The sequence below is a fragment of the Streptomyces sp. NPDC104202 genome, from assembly GCF_055584185.1.
Window position 1 is genome coordinate 118,383 of record NZ_JBVJMN010000012.1, and the last position, 21,145, is coordinate 139,527.

General features: G+C 73.6%; 19 protein-coding genes. 5 read left to right on the plus strand and 14 right to left on the minus strand.

Translation table 11 applies throughout. From position 1 onward, the window contains the following. Window positions 1-38 precede the first annotated feature (38 nt). Entirely contained in the window at window positions 39-818 is a 780-nt protein-coding gene (locus tag ACZ60W_RS11465; RefSeq protein WP_469755123.1) for a cytochrome d ubiquinol oxidase subunit II, read from the plus strand. 23 nt (window positions 819-841) lie between these two features. Here the strand turns inward: ACZ60W_RS11465 and ACZ60W_RS11470 are convergent, their stop codons facing one another. Next, window positions 842-1,987: an AI-2E family transporter gene (locus tag ACZ60W_RS11470; RefSeq protein WP_469755147.1), complete on the minus strand. Its 1,146-nt coding sequence runs from the start codon at window positions 1,985-1,987 to the stop codon at window positions 842-844. Between the two features lie 253 nt (window positions 1,988-2,240). Beyond that, window positions 2,241-2,435: a DUF3046 domain-containing protein gene (locus tag ACZ60W_RS11475; RefSeq protein WP_366305723.1), complete on the minus strand. Its 195-nt coding sequence runs from the start codon at window positions 2,433-2,435 to the stop codon at window positions 2,241-2,243. 79 nt (window positions 2,436-2,514) lie between these two features. On the opposite strand from ACZ60W_RS11475, the gene ACZ60W_RS11480 reads away from it, so the two are divergent. After that, complete coding sequence (locus tag ACZ60W_RS11480) at window positions 2,515-3,474, plus strand: hypothetical protein (RefSeq protein ID WP_469755124.1); 960 nt, start codon at window positions 2,515-2,517, stop codon at window positions 3,472-3,474. Window positions 3,475-3,538: 64 nt separating this feature from the next. On the opposite strand, the gene ACZ60W_RS11485 is transcribed toward ACZ60W_RS11480, so the two are convergent. The 3 genes from ACZ60W_RS11485 to ACZ60W_RS11495 all read right to left on the minus strand — a co-directional run bounded on the left by ACZ60W_RS11485 (window position 3,539) and on the right by ACZ60W_RS11495 (window position 5,752). Next, on the minus strand, window positions 3,539-3,847 hold the full coding sequence (locus ACZ60W_RS11485) for an AzlD domain-containing protein (protein ID WP_469755125.1): 309 nt from the start codon (window positions 3,845-3,847) through the stop codon (window positions 3,539-3,541). Next, window positions 3,844-4,623, minus strand: coding sequence for an AzlC family ABC transporter permease (locus ACZ60W_RS11490; RefSeq protein WP_469755126.1), 780 nt, complete (start codon window positions 4,621-4,623; stop codon window positions 3,844-3,846). Before ACZ60W_RS11490 ends, ACZ60W_RS11485 begins: the two co-directional genes overlap by 4 nt. Window positions 4,624-4,711: 88 nt before the next feature. Beyond that, window positions 4,712-5,752 (minus strand): AraC family transcriptional regulator, encoded by a 1,041-nt coding sequence (locus ACZ60W_RS11495; protein WP_469755127.1) that lies wholly within the window; start codon window positions 5,750-5,752, stop codon window positions 4,712-4,714. Between the two features lie 10 nt (window positions 5,753-5,762). Here ACZ60W_RS11495 and ACZ60W_RS11500 point away from each other — a divergent pair, with 10 nt between their 5' ends. The 3 genes from ACZ60W_RS11500 to ACZ60W_RS11510 are packed head-to-tail and all read left to right on the plus strand — an operon-like array spanning window position 5,763 to window position 12,114. Beyond that, window positions 5,763-10,412 (plus strand): Lhr family ATP-dependent helicase, encoded by a 4,650-nt coding sequence (locus ACZ60W_RS11500; protein WP_469755128.1) that lies wholly within the window; start codon window positions 5,763-5,765, stop codon window positions 10,410-10,412. Window positions 10,413-10,468: 56 nt separating this feature from the next. Next, window positions 10,469-11,317 carry an Fpg/Nei family DNA glycosylase gene (locus ACZ60W_RS11505; protein WP_469755129.1) on the plus strand — a complete coding sequence of 283 codons (849 nt, stop codon included), beginning with the start codon at window positions 10,469-10,471 and terminating at the stop codon, window positions 11,315-11,317. A 32-nt stretch (window positions 11,318-11,349) separates the two neighbouring features. Continuing rightward, entirely contained in the window at window positions 11,350-12,114 is a 765-nt protein-coding gene (locus ACZ60W_RS11510; RefSeq protein ID WP_469755130.1) for an SDR family NAD(P)-dependent oxidoreductase, read from the plus strand. Here the strand turns inward: ACZ60W_RS11510 and ACZ60W_RS11515 are convergent. From ACZ60W_RS11515 to ACZ60W_RS11555, 9 genes are all read right to left on the minus strand, one after another. Then, window positions 12,062-12,334 (minus strand): hypothetical protein, encoded by a 273-nt coding sequence (locus ACZ60W_RS11515; RefSeq protein ID WP_469755131.1) that lies wholly within the window; start codon window positions 12,332-12,334, stop codon window positions 12,062-12,064. The genes ACZ60W_RS11510 and ACZ60W_RS11515 overlap by 53 nt on opposite strands. Window positions 12,335-12,439: 105 nt before the next feature. Then, window positions 12,440-12,910, minus strand: coding sequence for a Dps family protein (locus ACZ60W_RS11520; RefSeq protein ID WP_469755132.1), 471 nt, complete (start codon window positions 12,908-12,910; stop codon window positions 12,440-12,442). Window positions 12,911-13,070: 160 nt separating this feature from the next. Beyond that, a complete protein-coding gene (locus tag ACZ60W_RS11525; RefSeq protein WP_469755133.1) occupies window positions 13,071-13,454 on the minus strand; it encodes a helix-turn-helix domain-containing protein in 384 nt (127 codons plus the stop codon). Window positions 13,455-13,563: 109 nt separating this feature from the next. Continuing rightward, on the minus strand, window positions 13,564-14,085 hold the full coding sequence (locus ACZ60W_RS11530) for a CinA family protein (protein ID WP_469755134.1): 522 nt from the start codon (window positions 14,083-14,085) through the stop codon (window positions 13,564-13,566). Then, entirely contained in the window at window positions 14,082-14,756 is a 675-nt protein-coding gene (gene pgsA / locus ACZ60W_RS11535) for a CDP-diacylglycerol--glycerol-3-phosphate 3-phosphatidyltransferase (protein ID WP_469755135.1), read from the minus strand. The genes ACZ60W_RS11530 and pgsA overlap by 4 nt, the downstream gene beginning before the upstream one ends. Continuing rightward, on the minus strand, window positions 14,753-16,246 hold the full coding sequence (rimO, locus tag ACZ60W_RS11540; protein ID WP_469755136.1) for a 30S ribosomal protein S12 methylthiotransferase RimO: 1,494 nt from the start codon (window positions 16,244-16,246) through the stop codon (window positions 14,753-14,755). Before rimO ends, pgsA begins: the two co-directional genes overlap by 4 nt. Before the next feature lie 90 nt (window positions 16,247-16,336). Next, complete coding sequence (locus tag ACZ60W_RS11545; protein ID WP_469755137.1) at window positions 16,337-17,164, minus strand: helix-turn-helix domain-containing protein; 828 nt, start codon at window positions 17,162-17,164, stop codon at window positions 16,337-16,339. Window positions 17,165-17,454: 290 nt separating this feature from the next. Next, complete coding sequence (locus tag ACZ60W_RS11550; protein ID WP_469755138.1) at window positions 17,455-20,241, minus strand: DNA translocase FtsK; 2,787 nt, start codon at window positions 20,239-20,241, stop codon at window positions 17,455-17,457. Window positions 20,242-20,356: 115 nt separating this feature from the next. Beyond that, window positions 20,357-21,031 (minus strand): response regulator, encoded by a 675-nt coding sequence (locus ACZ60W_RS11555; RefSeq protein ID WP_469755139.1) that lies wholly within the window; start codon window positions 21,029-21,031, stop codon window positions 20,357-20,359. Window positions 21,032-21,145 lie beyond the last annotated feature (114 nt).

A 21,145-nucleotide genomic window follows, 5' to 3' on the forward strand; every position in this document is an offset into this window, starting at 1 on the left:
GCCGCCCCGCACCACCGAGGAACACCCGAGGAGTCCCCGTGGAGACCCTGGCCATCGCCCTGCTCGCCTTCTACGCCGCGGGCTGGTTCGTGCTCGCGGGGGCGGACGTCGGCACCGGCATGCTGACCCCCTGGCTCGGCCGGGACGACCGCGAGCGGCGGCTCGTCCTCGCCTCGTTCGCCCCGTTCTTCCTGGGCAACGAGGTCTGGCTGGTCGCCACCGCCGGAATCCTCGTCGGCTGCTTCCCCGCCCTGGAGGGGGAGCTCCTGAGCGGCCAGTTCCCGGTCGTCGTGGCACTCCTCGCCGGCTGGATCGTCCGGGACGCCGGGCTCTGGTCGCGCGGCCGCGGCCCGGGGCCCCGCTGGCGGGCCGGCTGCGACACGGCCGTGACCTGCGGGAGCTGGACGGTGGCGCTCGCCTGGGGATGGCTGCTCGCGGCGCTGCTCACCGGACGACCGTACGTGCCGGCGACCGGTCCCACGGCCGTGCTCACGGCCCTGGCGGTGGCTGCGCTGTTCGCCGCGCACGGCCTGGGATTCGCCGCGCTCCGGCTCACGGGACCGCCGTACGAGCGGGCCCGGCGGCTCGTCGGGCGGGCCGGCCGCCCGTGGCAGTCCTTCGCGCTCACCGGCGTCCTGCTCGCCGGTCTGCCGCTCGCCGGCGGCACCGCGCTCCCGCTGGCCGAACGGGCGGCGGACCCCGGCACGCTCGGCCTGCTCGTGCCCGCCCTGCTCGTCGTCACCCCGCTCCTGGTGGCCGTCCAGGCGTGGAGCTGGCACGCCTTCCGGCACCGGGTGACCCGCCCGTCGTACCTCTGAGCTCCTCCGGGCGGGGCCCCGGGTCAGGACCCGTCGGCCGGCGGCTCGTCGGCCGCGGCGTCCTTCTTGTGGTGCAGGGCCTTCTGGAGCCGGGCCACGACCGCCTCGCCGTACCGCCGGTGCCCGTGGACGCGGGGGTCGTCCGTGACGTCGTAGCGCTTCACGTACGCGCCCAGGAACGCCTGGAGGGTGGCGACGGCCGGGATGGCGATCAGCGCGCCGACGGCGCCGAGCAGCGCGGTGCCCGCGATGACCGAGCCGAAGGCCACCGCCGGGTGGATGTCCACGGTCTTGGAGGTCAGCTTCGGCTGCAGCATGTAGTTCTCGAACTGCTGGTAGACCACGACGAATCCGAGCACCCACAGCGCGTACCAGGGGTTGACCGTGAAGGCGATCAGCATCGGCAGCGCACCGGCCAGGTAGGTGCCGATGGTCGGGATGAACTGCGAGACCAGGCCGACCCACACGGCGAGCGCGGGCGCGTACGGGATGCCCAGGATCTCGAAGAGCACGAAGTGCGCGATGCCCGAGATGAGGGCCATCAGGCCGCGCGAGTACAGATAGCCGCCGGTCTTGTCGACCGCGATCTCCCATGCGCGGAGCACCTCGGTCTGGCGGGCGGGCGGCAGGACGGAGCAGAGCGCGCGCCGCAACCGGGGCCCGTCGGCGGCGAAGTAGAACGAGAACAGGAAGATCGTCAGGAGCCGGAACAGGCCGCCGAGGACGGTGGCGGAGACGTCGAGGACTCCGGACGCGCTGTTCTGCACGTATTTCTGGAGCCAGTCGGAGCTGAGCACGCTGTCCTGGACCTCGACCCGCGAGAGGTCGGTGTGGAAGGTCTGGTTGATCCAGTTGATCAGCGAGTCGAGGTACTTGGGGAAGTTCTCGACCATGTCCACGATCTGGCCGGCGAGCATCGACCCGAGCAGGACGACGAATCCGACGCTCACGATGAGGACGACGAAGAAGACGAGGAAGGTCGCGAGCCCCCGGCGCATCCCGCGCGCCGCCATGCGCCCGACCGCCGGCTCCATGGCGAGGGCGAGGAAGAAGGCGAGCAGGATGTTGACGAGGAGGCCGACGAGCTGGTGGAACGCCCAGTTGCCCAGCAGGAAACAGGAGTAGAGGGCGAGGGCCAGCACGAGCGCGCGGGGCAGCCAGCGCGGCATCCGCGCCGCCGAGGCGGCGGACGCGGGCAGGGGGTCGGCTCCGCCGCTTCCTCTGCCGGTACCGGCGGCACCGGGGGCCGGCTCCGCGGAGGCGGGAACGGGAGCCGCGGGATCGCTCCGCGGCGTCCGGTCGGTCGGATCTGTCTTCTCGGTGTCGTCAGTCGGGGCCACCCCGCCAGTCTCGCGCACCGCGCGGACAATCCCCCCGGGGCCCCGCACATCACCGCTTGTCACCCCGGCGTTCGCCGGGCCGTCAGCGCTTGTCGGCCGGTACGTCGACGGCGACGCAGACGGCCCGCCACACGTCCTTCGCCTCCCAGCCCGCGTCCAGCGCCTCCCGCACCGTCCGTCCGCCGAGCTCGGCCATCACGTGGTCCCGCGCGAAGGACTCCGCGTAGGAGGCGCCGAAGTGGTCGGCCATCCGTTCCCAGAAAATCGTCAACCGCATGACCCCAGTATCCCGCTCCCAAGAGTGCAGCCCGGCCCACATCCCTTGTCACCGCGACTTTCCGCCCTACCGTCGGAGCATGGCCGAAAAACCCCTCTCCTCCCCACCCACGATTCCCGGTCCCTCGACCCCGGTGCCCTCCGCCCCCGTGGCGCGCGCCGAGCGGTTCGTCTGGCTGACGGCCCGGGTCCTCGAACAGCGCCGGTTCGCCTACCACTTCCTCCGCGGGGACGCGGACCCGGTCGAGACGGCCCTCCTCGCCCACCTCAACGAGGACGGCGGTTACGGCCACGCGCTCGAACCCGATCTCCGCGGCCCGGTCAGCCAGCCCCTGCACACCGCCCACGCGCTGCGGGTCCTGGACTCCATCGGGCGCTGCGGCGGACTGCGCGTGGAGCGGATCTGCCGCTATCTGACGGAGGTCTCGACGCACGAGGGCGCGCTCCCGGCGATCCACCCGTCCCAGCGCGGCTATCCGTCGGCGCCCTTCGTCCCGGTCGTCGACGCGCCGCCGGCGGCCCTGCTGGCGACCGGGCCCGTGGTCGGGCTGCTCCACCGCAACCAGGTGTGGCACGCGTGGCTCTTCCGGGCCACCGAGTTCTGCTGGGCGGCGGTCGAAGCGCTGGACAAGACCCATCCGTACGAGGTCCAGGCCGCCGTCGCCTTCCTCGACGGGGCCCCGGACCGCTCGCGTGCGGAGGCCGCCGCCGACCGGCTGGGCCGGCTGGTCCGGGAACAGGGTCTCGCCGTCCTCGATCCGGACCGGCCGGACGACCACCCGGTCGCGGACGGGTACGCGCCGGGTGAGCACCACTACCCGCACGACTACGCGCGCGTGCCGGACTCGCTGGCCGCGCACTGGTTCACGGAGGAGGAGATGACCCGGTCGCTCGACCGGCTGGCGGCCGACCAGGAGGAGGACGGCGGCTGGCCGATCCGCTGGCGCGCCTGGGCGCCCGGATCGGCCCTGGAGTGGCGTCCGATCGTCACGATCGAGGCCCTGCGCACCCTGCGGGCCCACGGCCGTCCCATCGACTGACCCCTCCCGGGCGGGCCCGCCGCCACCGCGGGCCGTCCCCACCGCGGGCCGTACGGGCCCGGGCTCACCAGCCCAGGGCCCGTACCCCCGCCGTGACGACGACGGCCGCGCCGACGACGACCAGGAACGGGGCCCGCAGGACGAGCGCGACGGCCGCCGCGGCCAGTCCGGCGGCCCGCGCGTCCAGGACGAGCGAGCCTCCGTCGCTGAACGTCTGCTGCGCGGTGAGCGCGGCGAGCAGGGCGACGGGCAGCAGGGCGGCGAGCCGCTGCACGAGCGGGCGCTCCAGTGCCCCGGCGGGGACCAGCAGGCCGATCAGTTTGACCAGGTAGCACCCGACGGCGGTCAGGGCGATCGCGATCCAGACGTTCATCGGGGGTCCTCCTGTGCCGTGGTCTCGCGGTCCGGTCCGTCCGTGCCGTCTCCGGCTCCGGTGCCCTTCCCGCGGCCCCGGAGCCAGAGCACGACCGGCGCCGCCAGGGCGGAGGCGAGCACCGGGACGCCGGCGGGCAGGACCGGCAGGAGGCCGAGCCCGAGCAGGACGGCGATCCCGGCGGTGGCCCGTTCGGTCGCCGACTTCAGCATGGGGGCGAGCAGGGCCAGGAAGACGGCGGGGCCGGCCGCGTCCAGTCCCCAGGCGGCGGTGTCCCCGATCGCCTCGGCCCCGAGCGCCCCGAGGAGCGTGGTCAGGTTCCACAGGACGTACAGGGTGAGTCCGGTGACGGTGAAGCCGATGCGCGCGGCCCGCCGCGACGGCTGGGAGAGCGAGACGACCGTGGTCTCGTCGATCACCCAGTGCGCGGCGAGGGGCCTGACGGCCTTCGGCAGCGCGAGGAGCTGGGAGAGCCGCAGCCCGTAGAAGGCGTTGCGGGTGCCGAGGAAGAAGGCACCGGCGGCGGCCGTGAAGGGGTTGCCGCCCGCGGCGAGCGCGCCGACGAGGGCGAACTGCGAGGCGCCGGTGAAGACCAGCAGGCTGAGCGCGCAGGTCTGGAGCAGGCTGAGGCCGGAGCCCGCCGAGGTGACGCCGAAGGCGAACCCGGAGAGGCCGACGGCGACGCCGACCCCGAGGGCGTCGCGGACGACGGCCGCGTCGGGCTTCGCCGGGGCCGCGCCGTCGCGTATGACGGGGGATGCTGTCTGTTCTGCCACGTCAGGGACGGTACGGGAGCCGGAGCGGCCCGGTCTTGTACGTTCTTGCGCCCGCTCTCCCCCACGTCACCGGGGACGCGGTCCGGGATCACCCGGAGCGACGGGTGCTTCTCGGCGTGCCGCCCGCGCGGACCCCCCGCGCGCGTTGGTAGGCGCCCGGCGGGACCCCGACGCTGCGCGTGAAGTGGCGGTTGAGGTGCGACTGGTCGGTGAAGCCGACGGCGGCGGCCGCGTCCGCCGGGGACGTCCCCGCGTCGAGCAGCTGCCGGGCCCGGCGCACGCGCGCGTCCGTGAGCCAGGTGTGCGGCGGCATCCCGTACGCGGCCCGGAAGGCCCGCAGGAGGGCGAAGGGGCTGGTGTCGAGGTCGGCGGCCAGCCGCTCCAGGGTCGGCGGGCCCGTCAGCCGGTCCTCCAGGACGGCACGCGCGCGTGCGGCGTTGCGCGCGCCCGCCGAGTGCGGCGGGAGCGGGGTGATCGGCCCGCCGTGGCTGCGCAGCATCCGGGCCGTGACCAGCCGCAGCAGGCTGTCTGCGGCGAGGGCGTTGCCCTCCTCGGCGGCCCGGTGGACGCCGACGACGAGCCGGGCGGCGTACGGGTCGTCGATCACCGGCGAGGTGAAGCCGACCGATCCGCGCAGGGCGAGGGTGTCGGCGGCGATCGCGCGGACGATCTCCGCGTCGGGGTAGATCGTGCGGTAGGTCCAGCCCTCCGGCACGCCCGCGTGCCCGGTGTGCGAGGTGTCCGGGTTGACCAGGGCGATCTGCCCGGGACCGGCGTACACCAGGTCGTCGCGGTAGTGGAAGGCCTCGACGCCCTCGGTGATCGCGGCGAAGACGAAGCTCTCGTGCGTGTGCCGGGCGAACGCCTTGCGGATGTAGTGGGCGTGCAGCAGGTCGACGCCCGGCAGCTCGGCGTACTGCCAGTACCGTGCCCGCTCCCCGCTCGCCATGCTCCCATTCTGCGCCAGGGCCCGGCCGAGGACCGTCGCGAGAGGCTTCCCGGGCTTCTCCGGGCCGGCTCCCGGGCCGATGGCCCAGGCCAGGTCCGGGCCGGTCTCCCCGCCGCTCCGGTGCGGCTCCCGCCCGGCGGTCGTCCACAGGTCCCGGCGGTTGTCAGTGGCGGGGTGCACGATGGGGGGCATGGTCAGGTCCGCGCTCGACTCGTTCTCCCCCGCGACCCGCGGTTGGTTCACCGGGGCCTTCACCGCGCCCACGCCGGCGCAGGAGGGCGCCTGGAAGGCCATCGGCGAGGGCTCGGACGTGCTCGTCGTCGCCCCGACCGGCTCGGGCAAGACGCTGGCCGCCTTCCTGGCCTCGCTGGACCGGCTGGCGTCCGTGCCGCCGCCCGCCGAGGCGAAGAAGCGCTGCCGCGTGCTGTACGTGTCGCCGCTGAAGGCGCTCGCGGTGGACGTCGAGCGGAACCTGCGCTCCCCGCTGACCGGCATCCGCCACGAGTCGGTCCGGCTCGGGCTGCCGGAGCCGGACGTCCGGGTCGGGATCCGGTCCGGCGACACCCCGCCCGCCGAGCGCCGCGCGCTCGCCACCCGGCCGCCGGACATCCTGATCACCACCCCGGAGTCCCTCTTCCTGATGCTGACCTCGGCCACACGCGAGGCCCTGGCGGGTGTGGAGACGGTCATCCTGGACGAGGTCCACGCGGTCGCGGGCACCAAGCGCGGCGCCCACCTGGCGCTCTCCCTGGAGCGGCTCGACGAGCTGCTGCCCCGGCCCGCGCGCCGGATCGGCCTGTCGGCCACGGTCCGCCCGGTGGACGAGGTGGCCCGCTACCTCTCCCCCAAGCGCGCCGTGGAGATCGTCCAGCCGCCGTCGGGCAAGGAGTTCGACCTCTCCGTCGTGGTGCCCGTCGAGGACATGGGCGAGCTGGGCGGCTCCCCGGCCTCCGAGGGCAAGGACGGCGGCGACAAGCCGTCGATCTGGCCGCAGGTCGAGGAGCGCATCGCCGATCTCGTCCAGGCCCACCGTTCGACGATCGTCTTCGCCAACTCGCGCCGCCTCGCCGAGCGCCTCTGCAACCGGCTGAACGAGATCGCGTACGAGCGGGCCACCGGCGAACCGCTCCCCGAGGGCGGCCCGCCGGCCGAGGTCATGGCCCAGTCGGGGGCCGCGCACGGCGCCCCGGCGCTGCTCGCGCGGGCCCACCACGGCTCGGTGTCGAAGGAGCAGCGGGCCCAGGTGGAGGAGGACCTGAAGGCGGGCCGGCTGCCCGCCGTGGTCGCCACCTCCAGCCTGGAGCTGGGCATCGACATGGGCGCGGTCGACCTCGTCGTGCAGGTCGAGTCGCCGCCCTCGGTCGCCTCCGGGCTGCAGCGCGTGGGCCGCGCCGGACATCAGGTCGGCGCGGTGTCGACGGGCGTGGTCTTCCCCAAGTACCGCGGTGACCTGGTGCAGGCCGCGGTGGTCACCGAGCGCATGCGCTCCGGCTCCATCGAGTCGATGCGCGTCCCCGCGAACCCGCTGGACGTCCTGGCCCAGCAGCTGGTCGCCATGGTCGCGCTCGACAGCTGGCAGGTGGACGACCTGCTGGCCGTGGTGCGCCGCGCGGCCCCGTTCTCGTCGCTGCCGGAGTCGGCGTTCACCGGCGTCCTGGACATGCTCGCCGGGCGTTATCCCTCGGACGCCTTCGCCGAGCTGCGCCCGCGCGTGGTGTGGGACCGGGTGACCGGGACGGTCACCGGCCGGCCGGGCGCGCAGCGGCTCGCCGTCACCTCCGGCGGCACGATCCCCGACCGGGGCCTGTTCGGCGTGTTCCTGGCCGGCTCCGACCCGAAGAAGGGCGGCGGCCGGGTCGGGGAGCTCGACGAGGAGATGGTGTACGAGTCCCGGGTCGGCGACGTCTTCACGCTGGGCACCACCTCCTGGCGGATCGAGGACATCACCCGCGACCGGGTGCTCGTCACGCCCGCTCCCGGGGTGCCGGGCCGGCTGCCGTTCTGGAAGGGCGACCAGCTCGGCCGCCCCCTCGAACTGGGCCGGGCGGTCGGCGCGTTCCTCCGCGAGGTCGGGGCCCTGTCCGACGAGGACGCCCGGCTGCGGCTGCTCGCGGCCGGCCTGGACGCGTGGGCCGCGGACAACGTCATGGCGTACCTCCGGGAGCAGCGCGAGGCGTGCGGACACGTTCCGGACGACCGGACGATCCTCGTGGAGCGCTTCCGGGACGAGCTGGGCGACTGGCGGGTCGTCATCCACTCCCCCTTCGGCGCGCAGGTGCACGCCCCCTGGGCGCTGGCGCTCGGGGCCCGGCTGTCCGAGCGCTACGGCATGGACGCCCAGGTGATGCACGCCGACGACGGCATCGTGCTGCGCCTGCCGGACGCCGACCTGATGGGCCTGGAGATGGGCCTCGACCTCCTCGACCACGAGCCGGTGGACCCCGGCCGGCACCAGGACGCCACGTACGACGCCGACAAGGCCCCCATCGGCGCGGCCGACGCCCTCTTCGAGAAGGGCGAGATCGGTCAGATCGTCACCGACCAGGTGGGCGGCTCCGCGCTGTTCGCCTCCCGCTTCCGCGAGTGCGCGGCGCGCGCCCTGCTGCTGCCCAAGCGCAACCCGGGCAAGCGCACCCCGCTGTGGCAGCAGCGCCAGCGGGCCTCGCAGCTCCTCCAGGTCGCGAGCGAGTTCGGCTCGTTCCCGATCGTCCTGGAGGCCGTCCGCGAGTGCCTCCAGGACGTCTTCGACGTCCCCGGCCTGACGGAGCTGATGGGCGACATCGAAGCCCGCCGCGTCCGCCTCGTCGAGGTCACCACCCACGAGCCGTCCCCCTTCGCCCGCTCGCTGCTCTTCGGCTACGTGGCGCAGTTCCTGTACGAGGGGGACTCGCCGCTCGCCGAGCGCCGGGCGGCCGCGCTCTCCCTGGACTCCCGGCTGCTGGCCGAGCTGCTCGGCCAGGCGGAGCTGCGGGAGCTGCTGGACCCCGAGGTGCTGGCCGAGCTGGAGCGGGAGCTCCAGTGGCTGACCGAGGACCGGCGGATCAAGGACGCGGAGGGTGTCGCCGACCTGCTGCGGGTCCTGGGGCCGCTCACCGACGCCGAGCTCGCCGGGCGGGGTGCCGAGCCGGGCTGGGCACCGGACCTTGCGGCCGCGCGCCGCGCGGTCCGCGTGCGGATCGCGGGCCGGGAGCACTGGGCGGCGATCGAGGACTCCGGCCGGCTCCGCGACGCGCTGGGCACGGCCCTGCCCGTCGGTGTGCCCGAGGCCTTCACGGAGCCCGTCAAGGACCCGCTGGGCGACCTCCTCGCGCGGTACGCGCGCACGCACGGCCCGTTCACCTCGTCCGGCGCCGCCGCCCGCTTCGGCCTGGGCACGGCGGTCACGGACGGGGCACTCCAGCGGCTCGCCGCGTCGGGCCGGGTCGTCCAGGGCGAGTTCCACCCCTCCGGCATCGGCCAGGAGTGGTGCGACGCCACCGTCCTGCGCCGGCTGCGGCGCCGGTCCCTGGCGGCGCTGCGCCACGAGCTGGAGCCGGTGCCTCCGGCTGCCCTGGCGACCTTCCTGCCGCAGTGGCAGCACCTGGGGAGCAACAGCCTGCGCGGCATCGACGGTCTCGCCCGCGCCGTCGAGCAGCTCCAGGGAGCGCCCGTCCCCGCCTCGGCGCTGGAGAAGCTGATCCTGCCGTCGCGGGTCCGCGACTACGCGCCGACGCTGCTCGACGAGCTCACGACCACCGGCGAGGTGCTGTGGGCGGGCGCGGGCTCGCTCCCCGGCAAGGACGGCTGGGTGTCGCTCTACCTCGCCGACGCGGCCCCGCTGCTCCTGCCCGCGCCGCACCCGCTGGAGACGACCGCGCTGCACGAGTCGGTGCTGACGGTCCTCTCGGGCGGGTACGGCCTGTTCTTCCGCCAGATCGCCGACCAGGTCCGGGCCACCACGCACCCGGACGCGACGGACCCCCAGCTCGCCGACGCCCTGTGGGACCTGGCCTGGTCGGGCCGGCTCACCAACGACACCCTGGCGCCGCTGCGCGCGCTGCTCGGTTCGGGCCGCACGGCCGGGTCGACCGCCCACCGCGCGCGCCGGACGGTGCCCCGCGGCCGGTACGGCGCGCTGACCGCGTCCGCCCGACCCGTCTCCCGCACCGGCCCGCCCACGGTCTCCGGCCGCTGGTCGCTGCTGCCGCCCGTCGAGCCCGAGCCCACCCACCGCGCCCACGCCCTCGCCCGTACGCTCCTGGACCGGCACGGCGTGGTCACCCGCGGCGCGGTGGCCGCCGAGGGCGTCGAGGGCGGCTTCTCCGCCACGTACCGGATCCTGTCGGCCTTCGAGGACAGCGGGCAGGCCCGCCGCGGCTACGTGGTCGAGGGGCTCGGCGCGGCCCAGTTCGCGATGGACGGCGCCGTGGACCGGCTCCGGGCCGCCGCGACCGCCCGCGACCGGGGCGCCGAGGCCGCCGCGGGCCCCCGCGCCCTGGTGCTCGCCGCCGCCGACCCGGCGAACGCGTACGGCGCGGCCCTCTCCTGGCCCGAGCCGCCGACCGGTGCCGGGCACAAGCCGGGCCGCAAGGCGGGCGCGATGGTGGTCCTGGTCGACGGGGAGCTGACGCTGTACATGGAGCGCGGCGGCAAGACACTGCTCGCCTGGCCGGCCGATCCCGACGACCCGGCGATCACCGCCGCCGCCGAGGCCCTGGCCTCCGCCGCCCGCGGCGGCGCCCTGGGCACGGTCACCCTCGAACGCGTCAACGCCGTCCCGGCCCTCACCTCGCCGCTCGCCCGCCCCCTCGAAGCCGCCGGCTTCGTCGCCACCCCGAAGGGCCTGCGCCTCCGTCCCTGACCGCCCCCGCGCCGCGAACACCCCCGCTCCGCCCCGGGACCCCGCACAATGGACGGGTGCCCGAAGGAGACACCATCTGGCAGGTCGCCCACCGCCTGCACGCCGCGCTGGCGGGCCGGGTCCTGACCCGCGCCGACCTCCGCGTGCCCCGGTTCGCGACCTCCGACCTCACCGGCCGGACGGTCCTCGACGTCACTCCGCGCGGCAAGCACCTGCTCGCCCGGATCGAGGGCGGGCTGACCCTCCACTCGCATCTGCGGATGGACGGCGCCTGGCGCGTCCATCCGACCGGGGAGCGCCCGCGCGGCGGCCCGGAGCACCAGATCCGGGCGATCCTCGGCAACGCCGAGTCCACCGCGTACGGCTACCGGCTCCCGGTCCTGGAGCTGGTCCGCACCGCCGAGGAGTCCCGTGTGGTCGGCCACCTCGGCCCTGACCTCCTGGGCCCGGACTGGGACCCGGAGGAGGCCGTGCGCCGGCTGTGCGGGGACCCCGCGCGGCCGCTCGGGGAGGCGCTGCTGGACCAGCGCAACCTGGCCGGGATCGGCAACGTGTACAAGTCGGAGCTCGCCTTCCTCGCCGCCGTCTCGCCCTGGCTCCCGGTCGGGGACCTGGGCGACGACGTGCCCGAGCGGCTGGTGGCGACCGCCCACCGGCTGCTGGAGGCGAACAAGGAGCGCCCCGACCGCCGGACGACCACCACCGCGCGCTTTCCCGGCACCCCGCTCCACGTCTACGGCCGCGAGGGCCGCGCCTGTCTGCGCTGCGGCACGCGCGTCCGCAAGGCCGACGCCGAGCCGGGCAACGGCGACCGGATCACGTACTGGTGCCCGGGCTGCCAGCCGGGACCCACCCGGGGAGCATCGCGGGCGGGCTCCGTCTCCCGTACCCCGCACACTGATTGACGATCCGTCAGATCCGGTCGTACGGTCCGGGCATGACCCTCTCGGCGTACGACCTCACCGGCCGCTCCGCGTTCGTCACCGGCGCCGCGAGCGGGATCGGCCGCGCGACCGCGGTCCTCCTCGCCCAGGCCGGCGCCACCGTGCACTGCGCGGACCTCGACGCCCGCGGGCTCGGGGAGACCGCGGCCCTGATCGCCCGCGAGGGCGGCGCCGCGCACGTCCACGCCCTGGACGTCACGGACCGTACGGCCCTGGCGGCCGCCGTACGCGCGGCCGGCCCGCTCCACGTCATGGCCGCGGTCGCCGGGATCATGCACACCAGCCCGGTCCTGGAGACCCGCGACGAGGACCTCGACCGCGTCCTCGCGGTCAACTTCAAGGGCGTCCTGTACGCGTGCCAGGAGGCGGCGCGCTCGATGATCGCCTCCGGCACCCGGGGGTCGATCGTCACCATGGCATCGGGCGCGATGGACACCGCGAGCCCCGGACTGCTCTGCTACAGCGTCACCAAGGCGGCCGTGGTCCAGCTGACGAAGACCCTGGCGGTGGAGACGGGCCGGCACGGCATCCGGGTCAACGCGGTCGCCCCGGGCTGGATCCGCACGCCCATGACCGACCGCCACGAACCGGGTGCCCAGGAGCAGGCCGAGGCGGCGATGGTCCGCCACTCGCCCCTGGGGCGGGTCGGCGAGGCCGAGGACATCGCGCACGCGGTCCTCCACCTGGCCTCCGACGCCTCGTCGTTCACGACGGGCCAGATACTCCGCCCGAACGGCGGCGTCGCCATGCCCTGGTGACGACGGACCCGTGCCCGGCGACCGATCGCCGCGCCGACGCGGTGACGTGCACCGGCAGCAGGCTCAGTCCCCAGCCGCCCGCGATCACCGCGCCCTCCACGGGCCCGGTCTCACCCGGCACGAGGAGCAGGCGCACCAGCGCCCACCACCACAATCCCCCGGCCACCAGCCCGACCGCGACCAGCGCGAGCGTCACCGGCGGAAAACGTCGCCGTACCATGGCCGCCTCCTGCGGTCGACGCTAGACCGGCAGGATCACCCGGCGGGAGGGCGCACCGGGGGCAGCCCCGGCGCACGCCCTGCGTATCGCCACGGCGGGGCCGCCCTACACGCTCTCGGCGCTGAACATCCAGGCGTGCTTCTCGAGGTCGCCCGTCAGGGCGATGAGAAGGTCCTGGCTGATCGGATCGGGGTCGGCCGTCGCGTCGATCCGCTCCCGCATCCGGGCGGTGACGGCCCCCAGGGCGTCGACCAGGATCCGGACCGCGTCGACGTCCTTGATCCAGCCCTCCGGAACCTTGCCGACGGCGCTGGAGGAGGCCACGGTCGCCGCACGGCCGTCGGGGTTCACACCGAGCGCGGAGGCCCGCTCCGCCACGGTGTCGGAGTGCAGCCGTGCGGTGTCCACGACCTCGTCGAGCTGCAGATGAACGGAGCGGAACCGCGGCCCGACGACGTTCCAGTGGACCTGCTTGGCGACCAGGGCCAGGTCGACGAGGTCGACCAGCGCCCCCTGGAGGGCGTCGCCGACCGTCTTCAGGTCGGTCTCGGACAACGGGCTCTTCACCACGGACATGCTGAATCTCCAACCAGTCGTACGTTCCCCCACCATGGCACGCCTGTCCGGAATGCGGCATCTCAAACGAACCGGCCGGGGGAACCGCCCGGAGACGGAGAAAAGCCCCGGCGGGCGCCCCGTGGGGCACCGACCGGGGCTTCGCCCCACGTGCTTCGGTTCAGGCGGCGACGACGTCCACCGCTTCCGCGGGCGCCTTGATGGTCACCCGCTCGGTGGGCATGCCTGCCACCGACGTCACCGACACCGAATTGAGCCTCGGGCGCACCGGTGCCGGCACCGGTTCGCTCGACGCTGCCGACTCGGCCAGTTCGGCGAGCGACAGCTCGTCGCTCACTTCGCGCATGAGCTCGGACATCCGTACGTCCAGCGCGTCGCAGATCGCGGAGAGCAGCTCGGAGGAAGCCTCCTTCTGCCCCCGCTCCACCTCGGAGAGATAGCCGAGCGAGACTCGGGCGGACGAGGAGACTTCGCGCAGAGTACGGCCCTGGCGCTGGCGCTGCCGACGCAGCACGTCACCCAGCAGGCGACGGAGCAGAATCATCGGTGGCTCCCTCCTCGGACCGCGTAGCCGCATCCTTCACGCCCTACCGTACCGCCTCCCGCTGCGGCCGTGCGGGGAGCGATGTCGTGTTCACTCAGGGCTGCAAACATCAATTCCCCCCGTGGTGTTCCGTATCCTGTGCCCGCGCATTTCCCGAGAGTTCCTCGAGCAGCAGCGCCAGTACGCTCCGTACGCTCTCTCTACGAATGTCCGCACGGTCGCCGTTCAACCTCAACGAGACCACTTTCCCGGCGCCGGCGCCGGTCGCGGCCGGACCCGCGACCGCCACGTAGACGGTTCCGACGGCCTGGCCGTCCTGCGGATCGGGGCCGGCGACCCCGGTCGTCGAGATGCCCCAGTCGGCGCCGAGCCGGTCCCTGACACCCGCCGCCATCTGCAGCGCGACCTCGGGGTCCACGGCGCCGCGCTCGGCGAGCAGGGCCCGGTCGACGCCGAGGAGCGCGTGCTTGAGCGGGGTGGCGTAGGCGGTGACGGAGCCCAGGAAGGACTTCGAGGCGCCGGGGACGCCGGTGAGCTCGGCGGCCACCAGACCGCCCGTGAGCGACTCCGCCGCGGCGAGCGTGTGGTCACGCTCCGCGAGCAGCGCCAGCGCCCGGGCGGCCTCGGTCATCGCGTCGCCGTCTCCGCCCGGGCCGCCGCGCGTTCCTCGGCCAGCCCCTTGCGCCGCAGGACGACGGCCTGTCGCACATAGTCCAGACCGGTGACGACGGTCAGCACGACGGCCACCGCCATCACCCAGAAGCGCAGGGTGGCCAGGGGCCCGGTGAGCATGAGGACGTACATGCCGACCGCCGTGCCCTGCGCCAGCGTCTTCATCTTGCCGCCGCGGCTGGCGGGGATGACCCCGTGCCGGATGACCCAGAACCGCATGAGGGTGATCCCCAGCTCGCGGGCGAGGATGACTCCGGTCACCCACCAGGGCAGGTCGCCGAGGGAGGACAGACAGATGAGTCCGGCCGCCATGATCGCCTTGTCGGCGATCGGGTCGGCGATCTTCCCGAAGTCGGTGACCAGGTTGTACGCGCGGGCGAGGTGCCCGTCGAAGACGTCCGTGATCATGGCCACCGCGAACGCCGCCCACGCCCAGGCGCGCCACGCCGGGTCGTGCCCGCCGTCCTGGAGGAGCAGCACCACGAAGGCCGGCACGAGCACGAGCCGGATCATGGTGAGGATGTTGGCGATGTTCCACAGGCTGGCCTGGTTGACGGCCGCCGTGCCCAGCTTGCCGCGGGGCGCCGGCCTACCGGTCCCGCCCGTCGCGGATGCCGGGACTCCGGTCATCTGCCTGCCTCCTCGAAAAGACACTCGGCCACCAGGTCGACGCCTTCCGTGCCGACGACCTTCGCACTGACCATACGGCCCACGGCGAGGTCGGGGGCCACGCCGTCGGCTGTGGTGAGCACCACCTGTCCGTCGGTCTCGGGCGCCTGGTGGGCGGCGCGGCCGATCCAGCCGTCCTCCTCGTCGAAGGACTCGACGAGTACCTCCAGGGTCTCTCCCAGGCGCTCCTCCGCGCGCTGCGCGGTGAGCTCCTCGGCGAGCCGGGAGAGGTGGGCGAGCCGCTCGTCCACGACCTCCTGGTCGAGCTTGTGCTCGTACGTGGCGGCCTCGGTGCCGTCCTCGTCGGAGTAGCCGAAGACGCCGATGGCGTCGAGCCGGGCGTGGGTGACGAAGCGTTCCAGCTCGGCGAAGTCGGCCTCGGTCTCGCCCGGGAAGCCGACGATGAAGTTGGAGCGGGCACCGGCCGTCGGAGCCTTGGAGCGGATGGTCTCCAGGAGCTCCAGGAAGCGGTCGGTGTCGCCGAAGCGGCGCATGGCCCGCAGCACGTCCGGGGCGCTGTGCTGGAAGGAGAGGTCGAAGTAGGGCACGACCTTGTCGGTCGAGGTGAGGACGTCGATCAGCCCCGGCCGCATCTCGGCGGGCTGGAGGTAGCTGACGCGGACGCGCTCGATGCCGTCGACGGCGGCCAGCTCGGGCAGCAGGCTCTCCAGGAGCCGGATGTCGCCGAGGTCCTTGCCGTAGGAGGTGTTGTTCTCGGAGACCAGCATGACCTCCTTCACCCCCTGCTCGGCGAGCCAGCGCGTCTCGTTCAGGACGTCCGAGGGACGGCGCGAGACGAAGGAGCCGCGGAAGGAGGGGATGGCGCAGAAGGAGCAGCGGCGGTCGCAGCCGGAGGCCAGCTTCACCGAGGCGACGGGGCTGGTGTCGAGCCGGCGGCGGAGCGGGGCGCGGGGGCCGGAGGCGGGCGCCAGGCCCTCGGGGAGGTCCTCCGGGGCGTCGGCGGGGGCCTCGGCCACCGTGCCGTGTCCCGGCAGGGCCACGGCGGCGGCGGCCTCCTGGCGCTCCACGGGCGAGAGCGGCAGCAGCTTGCGGCGGTCACGCGGGGTGTGCGCCTCGACACTGCCCCCGTTGAGGATGGTCTGGAGGCGGTTGGAGATGTCGGCGTAGTCGTCGAAACCGAGGACGCCGTCGGCCTCCGGCAGGGCTTCGGCGAGCTCCTTGCCGTACCGCTCGGCCATGCAGCCGACGGCGACGACGGCCTGGGTCCTGCCGTGGTCCTTCAGATCATTGGCTTCGAGCAGGGCGTCGACGGAGTCCTTCTTGGCGGCCTCGACGAATCCGCAGGTGTTGACGACGGCGACGTCCGCTTCCTCAGCGTTCTCGACGAGCTCCCAGCCGTCCGCTGCCAAGCGGCCTGCGAGCTCCTCCGAGTCCACCTCGTTACGGGCGCAGCCAAGAGTGACAAGGGCGACGGTACGGCGTTCGGGCATGGACTCAAGACTACTTCGTCCCGGCCGTTACCCCGTCGCGCAGGGTTCACCTGCGCGACAGAGGTCACATCGGGGCCGTGGGGCCCGGGCTCAGCCGGCCTCGGGGTCGCCCTTGGTGTAGCTGAGCCGCTCGACCTGGCCGGATTCGAACTTGTCGGCGACCTTCTTGCCGTTCACGTAGAGCTCGATCGCGCCGGCGTTGCCGAGGACGAGGTCGACGCGCTCGTCGTCCTGGAAGGTCTTGGACTCGCCCTTGAGGAGCAGCCCGTCGAAGAGCAGCTTGCCGTCGTGGGCCTTCGCCGAGATCCAGCTCTTGTCGTCGACCGCGCTGAGCTTGACCGTCACCTTGTCCTGCGGGACGGCGGCGATCGCGCTCTCGGTAGGCTTCGGGGCGACGGGCTTGACCGGCTTCGGCTTGGCGGCCGAGCTCGCCTTCTCCGGAGCGGGGGCCGGGCCGCCGTCGGCGGCGGTGGTCCCCTTCGTGGCCTCGTTGCCGTCGAACATCGTGAAGCCGACGAAGCCGACGACGGCGACGATGGCCGCGACCATCGCGGCGGTCCAGTTGGGCCGCCTCGGTTCGGGGCGGATGCGTTCCGCCTCGAACAGCGGGGCGGCGGGGGTGGGCGCGGGACGGCCACCGTGCTCGGCGTCGTACTGCTCGATCAGCGCGGCCGGATCGAGCCCGACGGCGCGCGCGAGGGTACGGATGTGGCCGCGGGCGTAGACGTCGCCGCCACAGCGCGAGAAGTCGTCCTCCTCGATCGCGTGCACGATCGGGATCCGGACACGGGTGGAGGCACTGACCTCTTCGACGGTGAGACCGGCGGCGATGCGGGCCTGCTGGAGAGCGCGACCGATCGAGTCCCGGTCGTCTGCCGGGAACGTCCGGTCGTCTTCGGGGGAGTTGCCGATGGACACGAGAGCGCCTTTCGAGCGTGTAGCCACCTGCTGGACGTTCAGTCTATGGGTGGTACGAAAGGGTGGGGCAACCGGGCGGGTGCTGTTTGTACGCCATGAGGCTGGTTGTTCGCCATGGGGCTGGGACATCCTTCTGTCCCACCGTCCAACTTGACGTACGGCCAGGGGAAACGGTTGCCCTGCGTTCCCTTACGAGTGAGTCTCGGCCCGGTCTCGATCGGGTACGCGGAGGGGCGGAAGGGCGGCGGGGCACGCGCCCCACCGCTCCGGATGCCCCGCCTCCCGGCCGGCTACTCCCCCGACTCGCCGCGGATGACGGCCAGCACGCCGTCCAGCTCGTCGGGCTTCACCAGGACGTCCCGCGCCTTGGAGCCCTCGCTCGGTCCGACGATGTTCCTCGACTCCATCAGGTCCATCAGCCGGCCGGCCTTCGCGAAGCCCACGCGCAGCTTCCGCTGGAGCATCGACGTCGAACCGAACTGGGTCGAGACGACCAGCTCGGCGGCCTGGCACAGCAGGTCCAGGTCGTCGCCGATGTCCTCGTCGATCTCCTTCTTCTGCCGGGTGCCGACGGTGACGTCCTCGCGGAAGACGGGCGTCATCTGGTCCTTGCAGTGCCGGACGACGGCCGCGACCTCGTCCTCGGTGACGAAGGCACCCTGCATGCGGACGGGCTTGTTGGCGCCCATGGGCAGGAAGAGCCCGTCGCCCTTGCCGATGAGCTTCTCGGCACCCGGCTGGTCGAGGATGACGCGGCTGTCGGCGAGCGAGGAGGTGGCGAAGGCCAGCCGCGAGGGCACGTTCGCCTTGATGAGACCGGTGACGACGTCCACCGACGGCCGCTGGGTGGCGAGCACCAGGTGGATGCCGGCGGCGCGGGCCAACTGGGTGATGCGGACGATCGAGTCCTCGACGTCCCGGGGCGCGACCATCATCAGGTCGGCGAGCTCGTCGACGATGACCAGGAGGTACGGGTAGGGGTTGAGCTCGCGCTCGCTGCCCTCGGGCAGCTTGATCTTGCCGTCCCGGATCGCCTGGTTGAAGTCGTCGATGTGGCGGTAGCCGAACGCCGCCAGGTCGTCGTAGCGGAGGTCCATCTCCTTCACCACCCACTGGAGCGCCTCGGCGGCCCGCTTGGGGTTGGTGATGATCGGCGTGATCAGGTGCGGGATGCCCTCGTAGGCGGTGAGCTCCACCCGCTTGGGGTCGACCAGCACCATCCGGACGTCCTCGGGCGTCGCTCTTATCATGATCGACGTGATCAGGCAGTTGATGCACGAGGACTTGCCGGAGCCCGTGGCGCCGGCGACCAGGACGTGCGGCATCTTCGCCAGGTTGGCCATCTCGTAGCCGCCCTCGACGTTCTTGCCGAGCGCGACGAGCATCGGGTGGTCGTCCTCGGCCGCGGCCGCCAGCCGCAGCACGTCGCCGAGGTTGACCATCTCGCGGTCGCTGTTCGGGATCTCGATGCCGACCGCGGACTTGCCGGGGATCGGCGAGATGATCCGGACGTCGGGCGAGGCCACGGCGTACGCGATGTTCTTGGTGAGGGCCGTGATCTTCTCGACCTTCACGGCCGGGCCGAGCTCGACCTCGTAGCGCGTGACCGTCGGACCGCGGGTGAAGCCGGTGACGGCCGCGTCGACCTTGAACTCGGTGAAGACGTTGCTGAGGGCGTCCACGACGGCGTCGTTGGCGGCGCTGCGGGTCTTGCCCGGCCCGCCGCGCTCCAGCAGGTCGAGCGAGGGCAGCGCGTACGTGATGTCGCCGGCGAGCTGGAGCTGCTCGGCCCGCGGCGGCAGGTCGGTCGGCTCGGGCGCCGGCTTCGTCAGGTCCGGGACGCCGCCGCGCCGGTCGCCGCCGCGCGCGGGCGGCACGGGCGAGGCCGTCTTCCCGGACCGCTCCGCGGCGGCCGCGGCCACGGCGGCGTCCCGCTCGGCGGTGACGTCCTTGGTGAGGTCGGCGACGATCGGCGAGGGCGGCATGCCGTTGAGCACCGCGCCGTCCAGCGCGGCCGCCGCGGCCGCGGCGACGTCCACCGGGTCCATGCCGGGGTCGAAGGCGGGCGCCTCGCCGGAGCGGCGGGCGGCGCGGCCGCGGCGCTCCAGCATCTCGGCCTCGGCCCGGTCCACGTCGTACGGCTCCGCCGGGCCGGTGGCACGGCGCCGGGAGGGGCGCGGGGGCCGCGGCTGGGCGTCCCGCCACTCCTCGTCGTACTCCTCCGGCCCCTCGGCCTCCGGTTCGTACGCGGGTTCGACGAGGCCGAGTTTGGCGCCGAGGGCGCGCAGCCGCTGCGGGATCGCGTTGACGGGGGTCGCGGTGACGACGAGCAGGCCGAAGACGGTGAGCAGCACCAGCATCGGGACGGCGAGGACCTCGCCCATCATGAAGACGAGCGGCTGCGAGGCGGCCCAGCCGATGAGGCCGCCGGCGTCCTGCATGGCCCCGGTCCCGTCGCCGCGGCCAGGGGAGCCGCAGGCGATGTGCACCTGCCCGAGGACGCCGACGACGAGGGCGGAGAGTCCGATGACGATCCGGCCGTTGGCCTCGGGCTTCTCCGGATAGAGGATCAGCCGTACGGCGATCCCGGCGAGGAGCAGCGGGGCCAGCAGGTCCAGCCGGCCGAACGCGCCGGTGACCAGCATCTCGACGAGGTCGCCGACCGGACCGCGCAGATGGGACCAGGTTCCGGCGGCCACGATCAGTGCGAGGCCCAGGAGGAGCAGCGCGAGCCCGTCCTTGCGGTGGGCGGGGTCGAGGCCCTTGGCGCCGCGCCCTATCCCCCGGAACATCGCGCCGACGCCGTGGGCGAGTCCGAGCCAGGCACCGCGCACGAGCCGGTAGACGCCGCCGGTGGGCGACGGGGCGGGACGGGGCGGGGCCTTCTTCGCCGCCGTCTTGCGCGCGGGGGCGCGTCTGGCGGGCGCGGCCTTCTTCGCCGGCGCCTTCCTGGCGGGCGGTTTGGCGGCGGGCTTCGCGGGTGCCGCTTTCTTCGCGGCGCCCGTCGTACGACCGGCGCGCGGCTTCGCGGCGCCCGCCGTGCCCTGAGAACTCTTGCCGGACGTACGTGAAGCCATGATGCTGAGGTTACCGGTGAAGCATCGGGCTGTCCGCCTCACCCGAACGTGTCGCCCGTACCGGGGCGCGATGCTGACGGCCGATCACGCGGACCGGCCGTGCGGTGACGGTACGTCAGCCCTGGGCGGGCAGGCTCGATGCCGCGCCGGTACCCGGCTCCAGCGCGTCCAGCGCCCGGCGCAACCCGGTGAGCTTGCGCTCCAGATGGGCGGCGGTGGCCACGGCCGCGGCGTCGGCCGAATCGTCGTCGAGCTGCTTCGACAGCGCCTCCGCCTGCTCCTCGACCGCCGCGAGGCGGGCGGAGAGCTCGGCGAGCAGACCCGCGGACTCCTTGCCCTGACCGCTGTCGCCGCCGCCCTCCAACTGCAGCCGCAGCAGGGCGGCCTGCTCGCGCAGCTTGCAGTTCTTCATGTAGAGCTCGACGAAGACCGAGACCTTGGCGCGCAGCACCCACGGGTCGAAGGGCTTGGAGATGTAGTCGACGGCGCCGGCCGCGTACCCGCGGAAGGTGTGGTGGGGGCCGTGGTTGATGGCGGTGAGGAAGATGATCGGGATGTCCCGGGTCCGCTCCCGCCGCTTGATGTGGGCGGCCGTCTCGAAACCGTCCATTCCCGGCATCTGGACGTCGAGCAGGATGACCGCGAAGTCGTCCGTCAACAGCGCCTTGAGCGCTTCCTCCCCGGACGATGCCCGCACCAGCGTCTGATCGAGCGCGGAGAGAATGGCCTCCAGCGCCAGCAGATTCTCCGGCCGGTCATCGACCAGGAGGATCTTGGCCTTCTGCACCATGCCCCGTCCTCCTCGCCCCGGCAACGGCTCTCCCCGGCTCCCGTGACCGGGGGAAGCACCGGGCGCCGCCCCAGAGGACGACTCCCTGACGCCGTCCGTCCTTGTGCCGGTCAT

Excerpts from the sequence above, each read along its gene's own strand:
- ACZ60W_RS11555 (WP_469755139.1), bottom strand. The coding sequence starts at position 21,031 with ATGGTGCAGAAGGCCAAGATCCTCCTGGTCGATGACCGGCCGGAGAAT.
- ACZ60W_RS11485 (WP_469755125.1), bottom strand. The coding sequence starts at position 3,847 with ATGAACGTCTGGATCGCGATCGCCCTGACCGCCGTCGGGTGCTACCTG.
- pgsA (WP_469755135.1), bottom strand. The coding sequence starts at position 14,756 with ATGACCGGAGTCCCGGCATCCGCGACGGGCGGGACCGGTAGGCCGGCG.
- ACZ60W_RS11475 (WP_366305723.1), bottom strand. The coding sequence starts at position 2,435 with ATGCGGTTGACGATTTTCTGGGAACGGATGGCCGACCACTTCGGCGCC.
- ACZ60W_RS11525 (WP_469755133.1), bottom strand. The coding sequence starts at position 13,454 with ATGATTCTGCTCCGTCGCCTGCTGGGTGACGTGCTGCGTCGGCAGCGC.
- ACZ60W_RS11520 (WP_469755132.1), bottom strand. The coding sequence starts at position 12,910 with ATGTCCGTGGTGAAGAGCCCGTTGTCCGAGACCGACCTGAAGACGGTC.
- rimO (WP_469755136.1), bottom strand. The coding sequence starts at position 16,246 with ATGCCCGAACGCCGTACCGTCGCCCTTGTCACTCTTGGCTGCGCCCGT.
- ACZ60W_RS11470 (WP_469755147.1), bottom strand. The coding sequence starts at position 1,987 with ATGCCGCGCTGGCTGCCCCGCGCGCTCGTGCTGGCCCTCGCCCTCTAC.
- ACZ60W_RS11530 (WP_469755134.1), bottom strand. The coding sequence starts at position 14,085 with ATGACCGAGGCCGCCCGGGCGCTGGCGCTGCTCGCGGAGCGTGACCAC.
- ACZ60W_RS11500 (WP_469755128.1), top strand. The coding sequence starts at position 5,763 with ATGGTCAGGTCCGCGCTCGACTCGTTCTCCCCCGCGACCCGCGGTTGG.
- ACZ60W_RS11550 (WP_469755138.1), bottom strand. The coding sequence starts at position 20,241 with ATGGCTTCACGTACGTCCGGCAAGAGTTCTCAGGGCACGGCGGGCGCC.
- ACZ60W_RS11515 (WP_469755131.1), bottom strand. The coding sequence starts at position 12,334 with ATGGTACGGCGACGTTTTCCGCCGGTGACGCTCGCGCTGGTCGCGGTC.
- ACZ60W_RS11480 (WP_469755124.1), top strand. The coding sequence starts at position 2,515 with ATGGCCGAAAAACCCCTCTCCTCCCCACCCACGATTCCCGGTCCCTCG.
- ACZ60W_RS11510 (WP_469755130.1), top strand. The coding sequence starts at position 11,350 with ATGACCCTCTCGGCGTACGACCTCACCGGCCGCTCCGCGTTCGTCACC.